Source organism: Phenylobacterium zucineum HLK1, from assembly GCF_000017265.1.
GTDB classification, from domain to species: Bacteria; Pseudomonadota; Alphaproteobacteria; order Caulobacterales; family Caulobacteraceae; genus Phenylobacterium; species Phenylobacterium zucineum.
On sequence record NC_011144.1, the window covers coordinates 1,205,755 to 1,223,363 of the forward strand.

Consider the following 17,609-nt stretch of genomic DNA (forward strand, 5'->3'; position numbering starts at 1 on the left):
TCCGGGATCAGGCGGCGCGGCGCGCGGCGGCGAGGGTCGAGAAGTAGACGTCCTCCAGGCCGCCCGGGGCGGGCTCGAAGCCCGGATCGGGGCGGGCCGCGGCCAGGACGTGGATCACCGTGCGCCCGCCGGCCAGGCGGGTGGAGATGATCTCGTGGCGGGCCTTCTCGCCGTCGAGTTCGTGGCGGTCGATGACCTTGCGCCAGACGCGGCCGTTCAGCTCGGCCATCAGCTCGGACGGGGCGCCTTCCTTGAGGATGCGGCCCTGCGCCAGGACGGCCATGCGGGGGCACAGGTCGGCGACGTCCTCGACGATGTGGGTCGACAGGATGACGACGACGTTCTCGCCGATCTCGGCCAGGAGGTTGAGGAAGCGGTTGCGCTCCTCGGGGTCGAGGCCGGCGGTGGGCTCGTCGACGATGATGAGCTGCGGCTGGCCGATCAGCGCCTGGGCGATGCCGAAGCGCTGGCGCATGCCGCCCGAGTAGCCGGCCACGGCCTTCTTGCGCACGTCCCAGAGGTTCACCTGGTGCAGCAGGGCCTCGACGGTCTGCTTGCGTTCGCCCTTGCCGGCGATCCCCTTCAGCACGGCCATGTGGTCGAGGAGGTCGTAGGCCGAGACCCGCGGATAGACGCCGAAGTCCTGCGGCAGGTAGCCCAGGGTGCGGCGCAGCTGCTCGGGCTGGCGGATGACGTCGATGTCGCCGAACCGGATCTCGCCCGAGGTGGGGGTCTGGAGCGTCGCGATCGAGCGCATCAGGGTGGATTTGCCGGCCCCGTTCGGGCCCAGCAGGCCGAACATCCCCTTGCCGATCTCGAGATCGACGCCGTCCAAGGCGCGCGTCCCGTTGGCGTAGACGTGCGCGAGATTCCTGATCGAAAGCATGTTCTTGCCACTCCCCGTCGGAGGGCGAAGCTGCCTTGTTCCCCGCCGGAGTGGCAAGTGAGGAGGTTGTAACTTTTGCGACCGGCCCCTCAGCCGCCCGTCGGCAGGGCGCCGGCGACGACCCGGTGGTGGCGGACCTGCGGGGGCCGGTCCAGCAGGAATCGGTCGTCCTCGGGATAGTAGACGGCGCGCTCGGGCTCCGGCCCGGCGAATCCGTGGATGGCGTCCATGCCGGTCCACCAGGAGAGGGTGGAGACCTCGGAGGTCCCGTCGCCCAGGTCGCGGAAGATCATCTGCCAGCCGAGGCAGCCGGGGGTGGCCAGGTACTCGCGCCCGCCGGTCGCCTCGATGTAGGCGGCGTACTCCGCCTCGTCCGCGGTCCGGATCCGGCCGGTCCACGCCCTGAGGATCATGGGGCCCTAGGCGCCCTGGATCGGCGGCTTGAAGATGCCCGCCGGCGAGAGGGTGAAGATCTCGACGCCGTCCTCGGTGACGCCCACCGAATGCTCGCACTGGGCCGACAGCGACTTGTCGCGGGTGACCGCGGTCCAGCCGTCGGAGAGCAGCTTCACCGGATGCTTGCCGAGGTTCACCATCGGCTCGATCGTGAAGAACATGCCGGGCTTCAGCACCGCGCCTTCGCCCGGGCGGCCGAAGTGCAGGATGTTGGGCGCGTCGTGGAACACGCGGCCCAGGCCGTGGCCGCAGAAGTCGCGCACGACCGAGCAGCGCATGCTCTCGACGTAGGACTGGATGGCGTGGCCGATGTCGCCGGTCGTGGCGCCGGGCTTCACGGCCGCCAGGCCGCGCTCGAGCGCCTCGTAGGTGACGTCCACCAGCCGCTTGGCCCGCGGGGCCACCTCGCCGACGCCGTACATGCGCGAGGTGTCGCCGTGCCAGCCGTCCACAATGACGGTGACGTCGATGTTGGCGATGTCGCCCTCGCGCAGCACCCGCTCGCCCGGGATGCCGTGGCAGACGATGTGGTTGGGGCTGATGCAGGTGGTCCGCGTGTAGCCGCGGTAGCCGAGGCAGGCCGGGATCGCGCCGTGGTCGAGGATGAACTCGCGGGCCAGGTCGTCCAGCGTCTCGGTGAGCACGCCGGGGACCACGTGGGGCGTCAGCATGTCGAGGCACTCGGCGGCCAGCCGGCCGGCCTTGCGCATGCCCTCGAAGTCTTCGGGCTTGTGCAGCTTGATCTGGCCGGTGCGGTGCTCGGCGTCGAGGATGTCGGTCATCATGAACTCCGCGGCCTATGTCGCAATCGTAGCACGGGAATTCAACCGGCGCGGCGGCTTGCGGGACGAAGGAACGCATGCCAGCGTCCGCCGCCTCTCGGTCGTGGGGAATTTCGGAACACCATGCGCATCGCAACCTTCGCCGCCGCGGCGGCCGTCCTGCTGGCCGGCGCGGCCCAGGCCCAGGCCCAGACTCAGCCCACGACGCCGGAGCCGCCGCGGGCGGCCAAGCGCCCCCACGAGGTGAAGGCGCCGGGCGGGACCCGGACGGACGAATACTACTGGCTGCGCGACGACACCCGGAAGAACCCGGAGATGCTGGCCCACCTGGCCGCCGAGAACGCCTACGCCGACGCGGTGCTGGCGGCGAACAAGCCGCTGAAGGAAGCGCTCTACAAGGAGATCGTCGGGCGGGTGAAGCAGGACGATGCGTCCGTGCCGTACCGCGAGCGGGGCTACTGGTACTACACGCGCTTCGAGGCCGGGAAGGACTACCCGATCCTCGCGCGCCGGAAGGGCGAGATGACCGCGCCCGAGGAAATCCTCCTCGAGCAGAACGCAATGGCGCAGGGCAAGGGCTACTTCAACGTCGGCGAGGCGGTGGTGAGCCAGGACAACCGCCTGCTGGCCTGGGCCGAGGACACGGTGGGCCGGCGCCAGTACGTGCTGAAGGTGAAGGACCTCGCCACCGGCCAGGTGCTGAGCGACACGGTGGAGAACATCGAGCCCAACATCGTCTGGGCCGACGACAACCGGACGATCTTCTACATCGAGAAGGACCCGGTGACCCTGCTGTCGAAGCGGGTGAAGGCGCACGTGCTGGGCACGCCGGCCAGCGCCGACAGGCTGGTCTACGAGGAGGCGGACGACAGCTTCTACATGGGGCTCGGCCGCACGCGGTCGGACAAGTACCTGTGCGTCCTGCTGCAGAGCACCACGGCCACCGAGCAGCGCTGCACCCCGGCCGCCGCGCCCGGCGCGCTGCAGGTGGTGGCGCCGCGCGAGCGGGACCACCTCTACCAGGCCGACCACCTGGCCGGGCGCTGGGTGATCCGCACGAACTGGGACGCGCCGAACTACCGGCTGATGCAGGCGCCCGACGGCGCCTGGGGCGAGAAGGCGCGCTGGACCGACTTCGTGCCGCACCGGGCCGACGTGTTCATCCAGGACTTCCGGCTGTTCGACACCTTCACCGCGATCGAGGAGCGTTCGGGCGGACTGAAGCGGCTGCGGCTGCTGAAGCCCGATGGGGGCTCGGAGTTCGTGGCGGCGGACGAGCCGGCCTACACCATGGGCTTCGGGACCAACGCCGAGGCCGACTCCACGGCGCTGCGCTACACCTACACCTCGCTGACCACGCCGCTGTCGACCTATGACCTGGACCTGGCCACCGGCAAGCGCACCCTGCTGAAGCAGACCCCGGTGATCGGCTACGATCCCTCGCAGTACGTGACCGAGCGCGTCTGGGCCCCGGCCCGCGACGGGACGAAGATCCCGGTCTCGCTGGTCTACCGGAAGGGCTTCAAGCGCGACGGGACCGCGCCGCTGTTCCAGTACGCCTACGGCAGCTACGGCATCTCGATGGACCCGGCGTTCAACCTGCCGGCGGTGAGCCTGCTGGACCGCGGGGTCGTCTACGCCATCGCCCACATCCGCGGCGGCCAGGAGATGGGCCGCAAGTGGTACGACGACGGCAAGCTGCTGAAGAAGCAGAACACCTTCAACGACTTCGTGGACGTCACCCGCCACCTCGTCGCCAAGAAGTACGCGGCCAGGGAGCGGGTGGGCGCCATGGGCGGCTCGGCCGGCGGCCTGCTGATGGGGGCGGTGGCCAACCAGGCGCCGCAGGACTACCGGGTGATCGTCACCCAGGTGCCGTTCGTGGACGTGGTCACGACCATGCTCGACGAGTCGATCCCGCTGACCACCAACGAGTTCGACGAGTGGGGCAACCCGAAGGACCCGGCCTACTACCGCTACATGCTGGGCTACTCGCCGTACGACAACATCAAGGCCCAGGCCTATCCGGCGATCTTCGTGGGCACCGGCCTGTGGGACAGCCAGGTGCAGTACTACGAGCCGGCCAAGTACGTGGCGCGGCTGCGCGAGACCAAGACCGACGACAATCCGCTGGTCTTCCGGGTGAACATGGAGGCCGGCCACGGCGGCAAGTCGGGCCGCTTCCGCCGCTACGAGGAGATGGCGGAGTACTACGCCTTCGTGCTGGACCAGCTCGGGGGGAAGTAGGGCGTCAGGCCGGCCGCCCCGTCCCGGATGTGTCCCAGGGAAGCGGCCGGCCGAGGCGCACGCGGGCCGCGTCGATCTCGCAGCCGTAGACCAGCACCTCGACCCCGGCGGACGCCACCTCGGCGAGGGCGGCGGCGAACTTCGGGTCGCAGTCGGCGGCGGGGCTGAAGCGGTCGCAGTCGGTGCGCTGGACGACGAACAGGACGACGGCCCGGTCGCCCTGGGCGGCCATGGCGGCGAGCTCGCGCAGGTGCCTGGTGGAGCGCGCGGCCACGCAGTCGGGGAATTCGGCCAGGCCCGGCTGGCGCATCAGGTGGACGTTCTTCACCTCCAGCCAGCATCGCGGGCGGTCCGGCGCCTCCAGCAGGAAGTCGACGCGGGAGTTCTCGCCGTAGCGGACCTCGCGGCGGTGGGACGCGTAGCCGGCGACCTCGGGGATGGCGCCTGCCGCCAGGGCCTCGGCGACGAGGCGGTTGGGGTGCAGGGTGTTGATCCCCACGAGCCCGCCGTCGGCCTCCACCAGCTCCAGCGTGTGGGCGAGCTTGCGCTTGGGGTCGTCGGAGCGGGAGAGCCAGCAGGTCAGGCCCGGCGTGTTCAGGCCCAGCATGGCGCCGGGGTTCGGGCAGTGGGCGGTGAGCGGCGTCCCGTCGTCCAGCACCACGTCGGCGAAGAAGCGCTTGTAGCGCGAGACCAGGCGGCCGCGGATCAGGGGCGAGGGGAAGTCCATGGCGTGGGCCGATAGCAAGCCCCCGAATGACCGGCTAGAGAGTGGCCTCATGAGCCAGGCCATTCCCGACCGCGTCACGGCCGCGGTGCTGATCATCGGCGACGAGATCCTCTCGGGCCGGACCCAGGACACCAACCTGCGCGACATCGCCCGCTACCTGGGCGTCCTCGGCGTCGACGTGGCCGAGGCGCGCACCGTGCCCGACGTGCTGGAGGAGATCGTCGAGGCGCTGAACGCCCTGCGCGCGCGCCACGACTACGTGGTGACGACCGGCGGGATCGGGCCGACCCACGACGACATCACCGCCGACGCGGTGGCCGCCGCGTTCGGGGTGGAGCTGATCGAGCATCCCGAGATCATCGCCATGCTGGAGGCGCGGTTCGGCGACCAGCTGAACGCGGCGCGGCGGCGGATGGCGCGGGTGCCGGTGGGGGCGGACCTGGTGAAGAACCCGGTGCAGGGCCCGCCCGGCTTCACCATCGGCAACGTCTTCACCCTGGCCGGCGTGCCGCAGATCATGCGCGGCATGCTGGAGGACGTGGGCCCGCGCCTGCGGGGCGGGCGGCCGACCGTCTCGCGCACCGTGCGGGTCGAGGGCGCGGGCGAGGGCCAGATCGCCGCGCCGCTGGAGGGCGTGGCCAAGGCCCATCCGGACATGTCGCTGGGCAGCTATCCGTTCTTCACGCCCGAGGGCTACGGCTCGAACCTCGTCGTCCGGGCGCGCGACCCCGAGGCGCTGGCGGGCGTGGTGCAGGAGCTGATCGCGGCCCTGGCCGCGGCGGGGATCGCCCAGGCGCGCGAGGTCGAATAGGCGCGGCGGCGCGCAAGGCGCGTCGTGACAAACGGGTAATTTGATGCGCGAACGCCGTTGGCCTATCGTGGGTAGAGTTGTCTGTGGGGAAAGTACGATGATCGTCTCCATCCTGGCCGCCGCGCTGCTGCTGGCCGACGGAACGCCGGCCGCCGCCGATGCCGCCGACAAGAAGGCCAAGGTCGCCGACGCCGACCCGATGGTCTGCAAGAACGAAGCGGTCCTGGGCTCGCGCATGCCCAAGCGGGTGTGTCAGCTGAAGAGCGAATGGGAGCGGCAGAAGGCGGAAGCCCGCGCCAACCTCGACCGCAGCCAGACCCAGCGCGGCCTGAGCCACAACGGCCAGTAGCCGGGGCCGTCGGCCACCTGCGATTCGGAGGGCCCGTAAAGGGTCCTCTTTCCGCTGTGGATAAGATGTGCGCAAATGGCGGCGCTTGAGGGCGCCCGCCGAAGGAGCGCCCGGGAGATGGGGCGGTCCTGGTGAAGACGCTTGCCGTGATGTCCCGCAAGGGCGGGGCGGGAAAGACGACGGTCGCCGTCAACCTGACCCTGGCCGCCCGCGCCATGGGCGTGAAGGCGGTGCTGGCCGACGCCGACCCGATGCGCAGCGCCTGCGAGGTGCTGAAGGGCCGCGAGGAGGCGGCCTCGGTGCTGTTCGAGACCAGCGCCGCCAAGCTGTTCCCCCTGACCCAGGCCTGCGCCCGCGCGGGCGTCGAGCTGCTGATCATCGACACCCCGGCCGCGCCCGAGGCCGACGTGGCCGAGGCGGTGAAGGTGGCCGACCTGTGCCTGGCGGTGGCGCGGCCCACCTACCTGGACCTGGCGGCCGCGGTGCTGTCGGTGGCGGTGATCCAGCGCCTGGGCCGCGAGGGCCTGATCGTGCTGAACCAGTGCGCCCCGGCCCGCAACGGCGCCGAGCCGCCCGGCGTGCTGAAGGCCTTCGAGGCCCTGCGGTTCGCCAGCCTGCCGGTGGCGCCGGTCGCCCTGCGCTCGCGCGTCGTCTACCAGACCGCCTTCGCCCAGGCCCGCTCGGTGCTGGAGATCGACGCCGACGGCGCAGCCGCCAACGAGGTGCGCGAGCTGTTCGGCCATGTCTGGCGCCAGCTGAAGGGCGAGGCCCGCCCGCCCATCGGCCCGCCTTTCCCCTCGGCCAACGACGACCTGGGCGAGGATGGCGCGCGCCGCAGCCTGAACCTGCTGCCGACCGCCTGAGGCGTTCGCGCCGGCCATTCTCCGGCTACTTGTAGGCCACGGCGGCGCTGGCCGCCCCCGCCAGCGGGATCACCTCGCAGCGCGAGAAGCCCGCCTCGCGGCACCAGCCGGCGAAGTCCGCGCCGGTGAAGTCGAAGGCGTCGCCGAACTCGATCAGCATGTTGAGCGACATCATCAGGCCGTAGGCGTTCGTCCGCCGCTCGTCGTCGATGATGTTCTCGATGGCGACCAGCGCGCCGCCTTCGGGCAGCGCCCGGTAGGCCTTGGCGATCAGCATCTTCTTATGCTCGAGATTCCAGTCGTGGAGGATCATCCCCATGGTGATCACGTCGGCCTTCGGCAGCTCCTCCGCGAGGAAGTCGAGCGCGCCCGCCCGAACGCGCCCGGCGAGCCCCTCGCGGGCGATCCGGCGCTCGGCGATCGGACCGACGACGGGAAGGTCGTAGGTCGCGCAGGCCAGGTGCGGGTGGCGCCTCGCGACGATGCAGGACAGCAGGCCCGTCGCCCCGCCGATGTCGGCCAGCGAGCGGTGCGGGGCGAAGTCGAACCTCTCGGCGAAGGCCTCGAAGTTGCGGAGCGAGGCGCCGGTCATGGCGTCCATGAACTGCTCGAGGCGGGCCGGATCGGCGTAGAGCTCCTCGAACACCGGCTTGCCCGTGCGGGCGGCCTCGTTCTGCGGCCGGCCGGTGCGCAGCGCGTTCGTCAGGTCGCCCCAGAACGGATAGAGGCGCGCGTTGGCCATCTCGAGCAGCCCGCCGACGTACCTGGGGCTGGCGCGGTCCAGGAAGACCGCCGTCTCGGGCGTGTTGGCGTAGAGGGCCGAGGCGCCCGCCCCGGCGCGGTCCAGCATGCCGATGGCGACCAGGCCGTCCAGGAAATCGGCGGTGGCGCGCGGGTGCAGGCCAAGCCGGGCCTCCAGCTCGGCGGCGCTCATGGGCCGTTCGGCGAGCACGCTGAAGACGCCGAGCTCGACGGCGCTGAGCAGGGTCTTGGAGGCCCAGAAGCCCATGCCGACCTCGTAGACGCGGTCCGGTGCGACGGTCGCGACGTTGATGCCCATGTGATGGTCCTTTCAGGCGTTGGGTGCGCCGGGCGCCGGCCCGACGGCGTCGCTTCTGACGTCGCGGCGTGGACGCCGCCGTTTGAAAGAACGTTGTAATTGTAGGCGCGCGGGGGCGGCGCTAGTTTCGACGGATGGGCGAGGCCGCCAAACCCTTCGAGCTCCAGCTCCTCGGCCCGCTCACGGTCCGGCGGGACGGCGCGGCCGAACTGCTGCCGGCCTCGCGCAAGACCCGCGCCCTGCTGGCCTATCTGACGATCTCCGGGAAGCCCGAGCGGCGCGAGCGCCTGTGCGAGCTGTTCTGGGACGTGCCGGACGATCCGCGCGGCGCGCTGCGCTGGAGCCTGAGCAAGCTGCGGCCGGTCGTCGACAGCGGCGACGAGGTGCGGTTGCTGGCCGATCGCGAGTGGGTCGAGATCCGGCTCCCCGACGAGGCCGTCGACTGGCGGCGCCTGAAGTCCCTCGCCCAGCGGGGCGTCGCCCGGGCGCCGACCGAGGCGCTGCAGGCGGCGGCGGGGGGCGGCGAGCTGCTGGAGGGCCTGGAGCTTCCGCGCTGCGAGCGCTTCCGCGCCTGGAGCGTGGCGCACCGAGAGGACGTCGTGCGCTGGCGGGGGCAGGTGCTGCGCGAGCTGACCGGCCGGGCGCTGCCGCCCGAGACGGCGATCGCCCACGCGCGGGCCTGGGTGGAGCTGGACGGCGACTCGCCCGAGCCGTGGCGGCGGCTGGTGGGGTTGCTTGAATCCGCGGGCCGGACCCGCGACGCCGACGAGCACCGGGCGCTGGCCGAGCGTCGCCTGAGGGCGGCCGGCGGCCAGGCGCCCGCCGACCTGCGCGCTCGACCGGCGGCGGTGCGGGCCGCTGCAGCGCCGCCGGCGGCCGACATCCGCTTCTGCAGCGCCTCGGACGGGGTCTCGATCGCCTACACGGTGCAGGGCGGCGGGCCGCCGCTGGTGAAGACCGCCAACTGGATGACCCACCTGCAGCGCGACGCCGAGGGGCCCATCTGGCGGCACTGGATCGCCGAGTTCACGAAGGGGCGCGCCTTCGTCCGCTACGACCAGCGGGGCAACGGCCTCTCGGACTGGAACGCGCCCTTCAGCGTCGAGGCGTTCGTCGACGACCTGGAGCGGGTGGTGGACGCCGCGGGGCTCGAGCGCTTCGACCTGCTGGGCATCTCGCAAGGGGCGGGCGTGGCGGTGGCCTACGCCGTGCGCCATCCCGAACGGGTGCGCCGGATCGTGCTCCTGGGCGGCTTCGTGAAGGGGTGGGCCCTGCACGCCACGCCCGAGGAGCGCGAGCGGCGCGAGGCCATGCTGACGCTGACGCGGACGGGCTGGGACCTCGATACGCCGGCCTTCCGGCAGATGTTCACGTCGCTGTTCATCCCCGACGGCGGATCCGACGACCAGCACTGGTTCAACACCACCCAGAAGCTGTCGACCAACGGCGAGAACGCCTACGCCATCCAGCGCTGCGGGGCCGAGGCGGACGTGGAGCCCCTGCTGCCCCGCGTCGCCGCGCCGACCCTGGTCGCGCACTGCCGCGGGGACGCGGTCGTGCCGTTCGCCACGGGACGCGAGATCGCCAGCCGGATTCCCGGCGCGCGCTTCCTGCCGCTCGAGGGCCGCAACCACATCATCCTGGAGCAGGACGCCGCGTGGCGGCGGTTCGCGGACGCGGCGCGGGCGTTCCTGGACGAGGCCGACGGCGCCTGACGCGCAGGCTTCCCTTACGTTAACGGTGTTAACTTACGGCGCAGCTCTGGACAGGGCCTGGGAGCGTTCCCAGCTAGGACGACGAGCGCCGCCGCGACGGGCGTCCGACGCTCAGCCAGATCCACATTCCAGGGGGAATTCCGCATGTCGGGGACGGTCCGTTTGGCCGTTGCGGCCGCGTTGTCGCTCGTGCTGAGCGCATGCGGGGCGAGGAAGGCGGAGCCCGTGCAGGGTCCGCCGACGGTGGCCGTGTCGGCGCCGCTGCAGCGCGAGATCGTCGACTGGGACGAGTTCGTCGGCCGCTTCGAGGCGGTGGACGAGGTCGAGGTGCGCCCGCGCGTCTCGGGCTACGTCCGCTCGATCCATTTCCGCGACGGCGACCTGGTCCGGAAGGGCCAGCTGCTGTTCGTCATCGACCCCCGGCCGTACGAGGCGGCCCTGGCCCAGGCCCGCGCCGAGGTGCGGCAGGCTGAGGCCCAGGCGGCCCGGGCCAAGCTGGAGCTGGAGCGGGCGCAGAAGTTGCTGGAGACGGGCTTCGTCAGCCGGGCGGTCCACGACGCGCGGCTGGCCGAGGCGCGGTCCGCCGAGGCGGCGGTGGGCGCGGCGCGCGCCGCCGAGCAGGCGCGGGCGCTGGACGTCTCGTTCACCCGCGTGACCTCGCCGATCTCGGGCCGGGTGTCGGACCGGCGGGTGAGCGTGGGCAACCTGGTCGCCGCCGAGGGCGCCGAGCCGACCCTGCTGACCACGGTGGTCTCGCTGGACCCGATCCGCTTCGCCTTCACGGGCTCGGAGAGCGTCTACCTGAAGTACCAGCGGCAGAACCGCGACGGCTCGCGGCCCAGCTCGCGCAGCGCGGCCAATCCGGTGGAGATCCAGCTGCAGGACGAGACCGGCTACGCCTGGCGCGGGCGGATGGACTTCGTGGACAACGCCCTCGACACCGGCTCGGGCACGATCCGCGGCCGGGCGATCGTGCCCAACCCCGACCTGTTCCTGACCCCGGGCATGTACGGCCGGATGCGGCTGCTGGGCTCGGGCGCCTATCCCGCGCTGCTGGTCCCGGACGCGGCGGTGATGACCGACCAGTCGGACAAGATCGTGCTGGTGGTGGCGAGCGGGAACGTCGTCCAGCCCCGCAAGGTGGAGCTGGGCCCGCTGGTCGACGGCCTGCGGGTCGTGCGCGCCGGGCTGGAGGCGGGCGACCGGGTGGTCGTCGAGGGCCAGCAGCGGGTGCGTCCGGGAATGAAGGTCGTGCCGCAGCCGGGCCGGATCGTGGCCCAGGCGCCGACCGCGCCGCGCCCGGATGTCGTCTCTCCCCCGGCCGCCCAGGCCACCGCCGCCGCCAACGCGGAGTAGGCCCGTGCGTTTCTCCAGGTTCTTCATCGACCGGCCGATCTTCGCGGCCGTGATCTCGATCATCATCGTGCTGGTGGGGGCCTTCGCCTATCCCACCCTGCCGGTGGCGCAGTATCCCGAGATCGCCCCGCCCACCATCACGGTGACGGCGGTCTATCCGGGCGCCTCGGCCGAGGTGATCGCCGACACCGTGGCGACGCCCTTGGAGCAGGAGATCAACGGCGTCGAGGACATGCTCTACATGTCCTCCTCGTCCACCTCGGACGGGCGGCTGACGATCACCATCACCTTCAAGCTGGGGACGGACCTGAACGCCGCCCAGGTGCTGGTGCAGAACCGGGTCGCCTCGGCCGAGGCGCGCCTGCCCGAGGAGGTGCGCCGCCTGGGCGTGGTCACCCGCAAGGCCTCGCCCGACCTGCTGATGGTGATCCACCTCTATTCGCCGGACGGCTCGCGCAGCCCCGAATACATCTCGAACTACGCGACGCTGCAGCTGCGCAACCAGCTCGCCCGGCTGGAGGGCGTGGGCGACGCCCAGATCTTCGGCGCGCGCGACTACGCCATGCGGGTCTGGATCGACCCGGACAAGGCCGCCGCCCACAACCTGACCGCCGGCGAGATCGTGCAGGCCCTGCGCGGGCAGAACGTGCAGGTGGCCGCGGGCACGGTCGGCGCGCCGCCGTTCTCGGACGCGGGCGCGGCCTTCGAGCTGAACGTCAGCACCCAGGGGCGCCTCGTGGCGCCCGAGCAGTTCGAGGACGTGGTGATCCGCGCCGACGGGCCGCAGATCGTGCGGGTCCGCGACGTGGCGCGGGTCGAGCTGGGCGCCCAGGACTACAACGTCAACGCCTACCTCGACCGCGGCCAGAAGGCGGTGGTCATCGGCATCAGCCAGCGGCCGGGCTCGAACGCGCTGTCCACCGCCGACGGCGTGCTGGAGACCATGAAGACGGCGGCCGAGAGCTTCCCGCCGGGCCTGGCCTACACCGTCATCTACAACCCCACCGAATACGTCGCCGAGAGCATCAAGGAGGTCCGCAAGACCCTGCTGGAGGCGGTGGTGCTGGTGGTGCTGGTGGTGGTCGTGTTCCTGCAGACCTGGCGGGCCGCGATCATCCCGGTGCTGGCGATCCCGGTCTCGCTGATCGGGGCGTTCCTGGTGATGGCGGGTTTCGGCGCCTCGCTGAACAACCTGTCGCTGTTCGGCCTGGTGCTGGCGATCGGCATCGTCGTCGACGACGCCATCGTGGTGGTCGAGAACGTCGAGCGGAACCTGGCCGCCGGCATGACGCCCAAGGAGGCGGCCTACAAGACCATGGAGGAGGTGGGCGGGGCGCTGATCGCCATCGCCCTGGTGCTGACCGCGGTGTTCGTGCCGACGGCCTTCATCACCGGCATCTCGGGCCAGTTCTACCGCCAGTTCGCCCTGACCATCGCCAGCGCGACGCTGATCTCGTGCCTGGTGTCGCTGACGCTCTCGCCGGCCATGGCGGCGCTGCTGCTGCGGCCGCATCCAGCCCATCCGCCGCGGCCCCGCGGCTGGCGCGCGCCGTTCCAGCGGTTCGGCGCCTGGTTCAACCGCGCCTTCGAGCGGCTGAGCGCCCGCTACGGGCGGCTGACCGGCCACACGGTGCGGCGGGTGGCTCTGATGCTGGCGATCTACGCGGTGCTGCTGCTGTTCACCGTCTGGCGGTTCGCGGCCACGCCCACCGGCTTCATCCCGGCCCAGGACCAGGGCTACTTCATCGCCGTCGTGCAGCTGCCGCCGGGCTCGTCGCTGGCGCGGACCGACGCGATCGTGCGGCGGGTGGCCGACGAGGCGCTGGACACCAAGGGCGTGATCCACGCCGCGGCGTTCGCGGGGCTGGACGGGGCGACGTTCACCAACGCCCCCAACGCCGGCACCATCTTCCTGTCGCTGACCCACTTCGAGGACCGGGCGAAGGAAGGGGTGGACGACCAGGAGGTGCTGGACGCCCTGCGCGCCCGGCTGGGCGCCATCCCCGGCGCGAACGTGCTGGTCATCCAGCCGCCGCCCGTGCGCGGCATCGGCACCGGCGGCGGCTGGAAGCTGATCGTCCAGGACCGCCAGGGCATGGGCTACCGCGCCCTGGAGCAGGCCACCGTCGACCTGATGATGCAGGGCAACCAGCAGGAGGAGCTGACCAGCGTCTTCACGCTGTTCAACACCTCGACGCCCAGGCTGTGGGCGGAGATCGACCGCGACAAGGCCGAGCTGGCCGGCGTGCCGCCCGAGCGGGTGTTCGAGACGCTGTCGACCTACCTGGGCTCCAGCTTCGTCAACGACTTCAACTACCTGGGCCGGACCTACCGGGTCACCGCGCAGGCCGACGCGCCGTTCCGCGACGAGGCCTCGGACATCGTGCGCCTGCAGACCCGCTCGGACAGCGGGGCGATGGTGCCGCTGGGCTCGGTGGCGACGGTGCGCGACGATTCCGGGCCCTACCGGGTGGTGCGCTACAACCTGTTCCCGGCGGCCGAGCTGCAGGGCGACACCAAGCCCGGCTACTCGTCGGGCCAGGCGCTGGCGGCGGTCGAGCAGATGGCGGATGAGCGCCTGCCCGAGGGCTTCGGCCACGAGTGGACCGAACTCGCCTACCAGCAGAAGGAGGCCGGCAATACGGGACCGATCGCCTTCGGCCTGGCGGTGGTGTTCGTCTTCCTGCTGCTGGCGGCCCAGTACGAGAGCGTGACCCTGCCGCTGGCGATCATCCTGATCGTGCCGATGTGCCTCTTGGCCGCCATGCTGGGGGTGAACCTGCGCGGCCAGGACAACAACATCCTGACCCAGATCGGGCTCGTGGTGCTGATCGGCCTGGCGGCCAAGAACGCCATCCTGATCGTCGAGTTCGCCAAGCAGGCCGAGGACCGCGGGCTGGACCGCTGGGCCGCGGCGGTGGAGGCGGCGCGCACCCGCCTGCGGCCGATCCTGATGACCTCGTTCGCCTTCATCCTGGGCGTGCTGCCGCTGGTGACGGCGAGCGGGCCGGGCGCCGAGATGCGCCAGGCGCTGGGCACGGCGGTGTTCTTCGGCATGGCGGGGGTGACCGCCTTCGGCCTCCTGTTCACCCCGGCGTTCTACGTGCTGTGCCGCGGGATCAGCGACCGGCTGATGGCGCGGTTCAGGCGAGGCGGGGAGGCGGCCGCGCCCGCGCCGGCGGAATAGGGCCGCCTTGACCTCCCCTACGTCGCCCGCGCAAGTGGCGGGCAAGCAAAAGGGGAGAGACGAGATGGCCTTCAAACCGTTCGACCTGACCGGCAAGGTCGCGCTGGTGACCGGCGGCAACGGCGGCATCGGCCTCGGCATGGCCGAGGGCCTGGCCGCGGCCGGGGCCAAGGTGGCGATCTGGGGCCAGAACCCGGAGAAGAACGCCAAGGCCGAGGCGACGCTGAAGGGCTACGGCGTCGAGGTGCTGGTCCAGAAGGTGGACGTGGCCGACGAGCAGGCGGTGGTGGCCGGCGTCGCCGAGGCGCTGAAGACGTTCGGGCGACTGGACTTCGTGGCCGCCAACGCCGGCGTCGGCGGCGGCGCGCCGTTCCACGAGATGACCACCGAGAAGTGGCGGCGGGTCACGACGGTGAACCTGGACGCGGTGTTCTGGACCTTCCGCGAGGCGGCCAAGCACATGATCGAACGGGCCGAGGCGGGCGACCCCGGCGGCTCGATGGTGGTGACCTCGTCCACCTCGGCGATCCACGGCGCGCCGCGCAACCAGGCCTACGCCTCGACCAAGGCCGGGGTGATCGCCATGATCCGCGGGCTGGCGGTGGAGTACGCCCGCTACGGCATCCGGGCCAACGCCATCCTGCCGGGCTGGATCGCCACCGACATGACCGCCGGCCTGCAGGCGTGGGACACCTTCAACGAGAAGGCCATCGGCCGGGTGCCGATGCGCCGCTGGGGCGAGGGCGAGGACTTCTCGGGCATCGCGGTGTACCTGGCCTCGGACGCCTCGAAGTTCCACACCGGCGACAGCTTCGTCATCGACGGCGGCTACACGATCTTCTGAGGCCGGACTCGCCCAAGGCCGCCGCGCGCCCATGCTGACCGATCCCCTCTTCTACGTCCTCGCCGTGCCGGCGGTGACGATGATGGGGCTGGCCAAGGGCGGCTTCGCCGGCGTCGGCGCCGTGGCCATGCCGCTGCTGGCCCTGGCCATCTCGCCGGTGCAGGCGGCGGCGATCCTGCTGCCGATCCTGATCGTGCAGGACGTGGTCGGGGTCTGGGCGTTCCGGAAGACCTGGGACCGGGGCGTGCTGGCCCTGATGCTGCCGAGCGCGGCGGCGGGCATCTTCCTGGGCTACCTGCTGGCCGCGCAGGTCTCGGCGGTGGCCGTGCTGGCGACGCTGGGGGCGATCTCGATCCTGTTCGCCGCGCAGCGGCTGTGGAGCCAGCGGGGCGGCCGGGTCGCCGCGCCCTCGAACGCGCCGTGGCCGGTCGGCGCCCTGCTGGGGGTGGCCTCGGGCTTCACCAGCCAGATCGCCCACGCCGGCCAGCCGCCGTTCCAGATGTGGGTGCTGCCGAAGAACCTCTCGCCCGCCAGCCTGGTGGGCACGACCGCGATCTTCTTCGCGGTGGTGAACTGGGTGAAGGTCCCGGCCTACGTCGCCCTCGGCCAGTTCACGCGGGAGAACCTGGCCACCTCGGCGGTGCTGGCGCCGGTGGCGATCGCCTCCACCTTCGCCGGCGTCTGGCTGGTGCGGCGGGTGAAGGCCGAGCGGTTCTACACGATCATCTACGTGCTGATGATCCTGGTGGGCGCGCAGCTGCTGTGGGAGGCCTGGGGTTCTTAGTGGTCGCGCGTCGGACGGCGAAACCGGCCTCCACTTTCGCCTGACGCGCTCGGGCCTAGTCCGTGAAGACCACCGTCTTGCGGCCGTTGAGGAGCACGCGGTCCTCCAGGCGCCAGCGGACGGCGCGGGCCAGCACGCGGCGCTCGATGTCGCGGCCCTTGCGGATCAGGGCGGCCGGCGTGTCGCGGTGGCTGATGCGCTCGACGTCCTGCTCGATGATCGGGCCCTCGTCGAGGTCGCCGGTGACGTAGTGGGCCGTGGCGCCGATCACCTTCACCCCGCGGGCGTGGGCCTGGTGGTAGGGGCGGGCGCCCTTGAAGCCCGGCAGGAACGAGTGGTGGATGTTGATGCAGCGGCCCTCGAGCTTGCCGGCGAGGTCGTCGGAGAGCACCTGCATGTAGCGGGCGAGGACCACGAGTTCGGTCCGGGTCTCCTCGATCAGCGACCAGAGGCGGGCCTCCTGCTGGGGCTTGGTCTCGGGCGTGATCGGCAGGTGGTGGAAGGCGATCCCCTGCAGGTCGGTGTGGGGGAAGGTGGAGGCCGGATGGTTGGAGACCACGGCGGTCAGATCCATCTGCAGCTCGCCCTGCCGCCAGCGCCAGATCAGATCGGAGAGGCAGTGGTCCTGCTGCGAGGCGAGGATCATCACCCGGCGGCGCTCCTTGCGGCCGCGCAGGGTCCAGGTCATGGCGTACTGCTCGGCGAGGGGCGCGAAGGCGGCGCGCCAGGCCTCGGCGCCGGCGTCGCCCGGATCGAACACCACGCGCATGAAGAACCGGCCGGTCTCCTCGTCGTCGAACTGCTGGGCGTCGAGGATGTTGGCGCCGCGCTCGAAGAGCAGGGCGGACACGCGGGCAACGATGCCGGGCTGGTCGGGGCAGGAGAGGGTCAGGATCATCGCCCGGCGCACGTCGCAAGCCCGGGCGGCACGGTCAAGCCCGCGGTGGCCCGCGGTGGATGGTTGCGGCCGGGCGCGGCGGCCGTAAGGTGGCGCCATGAGCTATGTGGACGGGACGTTCGCCGGCCGGACGGCGAAGCGCAGGGCCCTGGCGGCGCTGGCGGTCGTGAGCGTGGCGGCCTTCGTGCACGGCATGTTCCGCGACGTGGAGTTGCGGGCGCCGGAATGGGGCGGAACGGCGACGCCCGCCGCGCCCCCGCCGGCGCCCACCGTGGAGACGCCGCCGGAGAGCGCGCCCGCGGCCCCCGCGGCCGAGGACGCCGCCGAGGATGCGGCCGCCAAGGCCGAGCCTGCCGAGGCCGCCGACACGTCCGAAGCGGCCGAGGCCGAGCCTGCGGACCGCCCGCCCGTGGTGGAGGTTCCTCCGCCGCCGGCCGCCGGACAGCCTGCTCAGGCCGCCCAGCCTGCGCCCGCCCCGGCGCCGGCCGAGACCGAGGCGCCGACGGCCGCGCCTGCGCCCGCCGCGGCTCCCGCCCCGGCCGCCGAAGACCCGCCGACCTGAGCGCACCAGTCTCGCCCGAGCCGCCTTGGCGAACGCCGCGGACGAGGGATAGATACGGCGCGCCGTGCGGGCGTGGCGAAAT

Annotated in this window: 16 protein-coding genes; 10 read left to right on the forward strand and 6 right to left on the reverse strand. The window is 71.8% G+C overall.

From position 1 onward, the window contains the following. Positions 1-7: 7 nt before the first annotated feature. The 3 genes from PHZ_RS05865 to map form a co-directional block, all read right to left on the reverse strand. Positions 8-886: an ABC transporter ATP-binding protein gene (locus PHZ_RS05865; protein ID WP_012521628.1), complete on the reverse strand. Its 879-nt coding sequence runs from the start codon at positions 884-886 to the stop codon at positions 8-10. An 89-nt stretch (positions 887-975) separates the two neighbouring features. Continuing rightward, a complete protein-coding gene (locus tag PHZ_RS05870) occupies positions 976-1,299 on the reverse strand; it encodes a hypothetical protein (protein ID WP_012521629.1) in 324 nt (107 codons plus the stop codon). A 6-nt stretch (positions 1,300-1,305) separates the two neighbouring features. Beyond that, positions 1,306-2,124, reverse strand: a complete 819-nt coding sequence (gene map / locus PHZ_RS05875) for a type I methionyl aminopeptidase (protein ID WP_012521630.1) — start codon at positions 2,122-2,124, stop codon at positions 1,306-1,308. A gap of 123 nt (positions 2,125-2,247) precedes the next feature. Between map and PHZ_RS05880 the strand changes: the two genes are divergently transcribed. Continuing rightward, positions 2,248-4,371 (forward strand): S9 family peptidase, encoded by a 2,124-nt coding sequence (locus tag PHZ_RS05880; RefSeq protein WP_012521631.1) that lies wholly within the window; start codon positions 2,248-2,250, stop codon positions 4,369-4,371. 4 nt (positions 4,372-4,375) lie between these two features. Here the strand turns inward: PHZ_RS05880 and sfsA are convergent, their stop codons facing one another. Further along, positions 4,376-5,098: a DNA/RNA nuclease SfsA gene (gene sfsA, locus PHZ_RS05885; RefSeq protein WP_012521632.1), complete on the reverse strand. Its 723-nt coding sequence runs from the start codon at positions 5,096-5,098 to the stop codon at positions 4,376-4,378. 49 nt (positions 5,099-5,147) lie between these two features. Here sfsA and PHZ_RS05890 point away from each other — a divergent pair, with 49 nt between their 5' ends. The 3 genes from PHZ_RS05890 to PHZ_RS05900 all read left to right on the forward strand — a co-directional run bounded on the left by PHZ_RS05890 (position 5,148) and on the right by PHZ_RS05900 (position 7,121). After that, entirely contained in the window at positions 5,148-5,909 is a 762-nt protein-coding gene (locus PHZ_RS05890; RefSeq protein WP_012521633.1) for a competence/damage-inducible protein A, read from the forward strand. A 97-nt stretch (positions 5,910-6,006) separates the two neighbouring features. Next, positions 6,007-6,258 carry a hypothetical protein gene (locus tag PHZ_RS05895; RefSeq protein ID WP_041373276.1) on the forward strand — a complete coding sequence of 84 codons (252 nt, stop codon included), beginning with the start codon at positions 6,007-6,009 and terminating at the stop codon, positions 6,256-6,258. A gap of 131 nt (positions 6,259-6,389) precedes the next feature. Then, positions 6,390-7,121: a ParA family protein gene (locus PHZ_RS05900; RefSeq protein ID WP_012521634.1), complete on the forward strand. Its 732-nt coding sequence runs from the start codon at positions 6,390-6,392 to the stop codon at positions 7,119-7,121. A 25-nt stretch (positions 7,122-7,146) separates the two neighbouring features. On the opposite strand, the gene PHZ_RS05905 is transcribed toward PHZ_RS05900, so the two are convergent. Continuing rightward, on the reverse strand, positions 7,147-8,181 hold the full coding sequence (locus tag PHZ_RS05905) for a methyltransferase (protein ID WP_012521635.1): 1,035 nt from the start codon (positions 8,179-8,181) through the stop codon (positions 7,147-7,149). A gap of 134 nt (positions 8,182-8,315) precedes the next feature. On the opposite strand from PHZ_RS05905, the gene PHZ_RS05910 reads away from it, so the two are divergent. The 5 genes from PHZ_RS05910 (at position 8,316) to PHZ_RS05930 (ending at position 16,067) form a co-directional block, all read left to right on the forward strand. Next, complete coding sequence (locus PHZ_RS05910) at positions 8,316-9,896, forward strand: alpha/beta fold hydrolase (protein WP_012521636.1); 1,581 nt, start codon at positions 8,316-8,318, stop codon at positions 9,894-9,896. 225 nt (positions 9,897-10,121) lie between these two features. Beyond that, positions 10,122-11,252, forward strand: coding sequence for an efflux RND transporter periplasmic adaptor subunit (locus PHZ_RS05915; protein WP_201765269.1), 1,131 nt, complete (start codon positions 10,122-10,124; stop codon positions 11,250-11,252). A 4-nt stretch (positions 11,253-11,256) separates the two neighbouring features. After that, entirely contained in the window at positions 11,257-14,439 is a 3,183-nt protein-coding gene (locus PHZ_RS05920) for an efflux RND transporter permease subunit (RefSeq protein WP_012521638.1), read from the forward strand. A 64-nt stretch (positions 14,440-14,503) separates the two neighbouring features. Next, a complete protein-coding gene (locus PHZ_RS05925; RefSeq protein ID WP_012521639.1) occupies positions 14,504-15,283 on the forward strand; it encodes an SDR family NAD(P)-dependent oxidoreductase in 780 nt (259 codons plus the stop codon). Between the two features lie 31 nt (positions 15,284-15,314). Then, positions 15,315-16,067: a sulfite exporter TauE/SafE family protein gene (locus PHZ_RS05930; RefSeq protein ID WP_012521640.1), complete on the forward strand. Its 753-nt coding sequence runs from the start codon at positions 15,315-15,317 to the stop codon at positions 16,065-16,067. Positions 16,068-16,122: 55 nt separating this feature from the next. Here the strand turns inward: PHZ_RS05930 and purU are convergent, their stop codons facing one another. Then, positions 16,123-16,965 carry a formyltetrahydrofolate deformylase gene (gene purU, locus PHZ_RS05935; protein WP_012521641.1) on the reverse strand — a complete coding sequence of 281 codons (843 nt, stop codon included), beginning with the start codon at positions 16,963-16,965 and terminating at the stop codon, positions 16,123-16,125. Positions 16,966-17,062: 97 nt separating this feature from the next. Between purU and PHZ_RS22605 the strand changes: the two genes are divergently transcribed. Next, positions 17,063-17,527, forward strand: coding sequence for a hypothetical protein (locus PHZ_RS22605; protein WP_049758153.1), 465 nt, complete (start codon positions 17,063-17,065; stop codon positions 17,525-17,527). Positions 17,528-17,609: the final 82 nt, after the last annotated feature.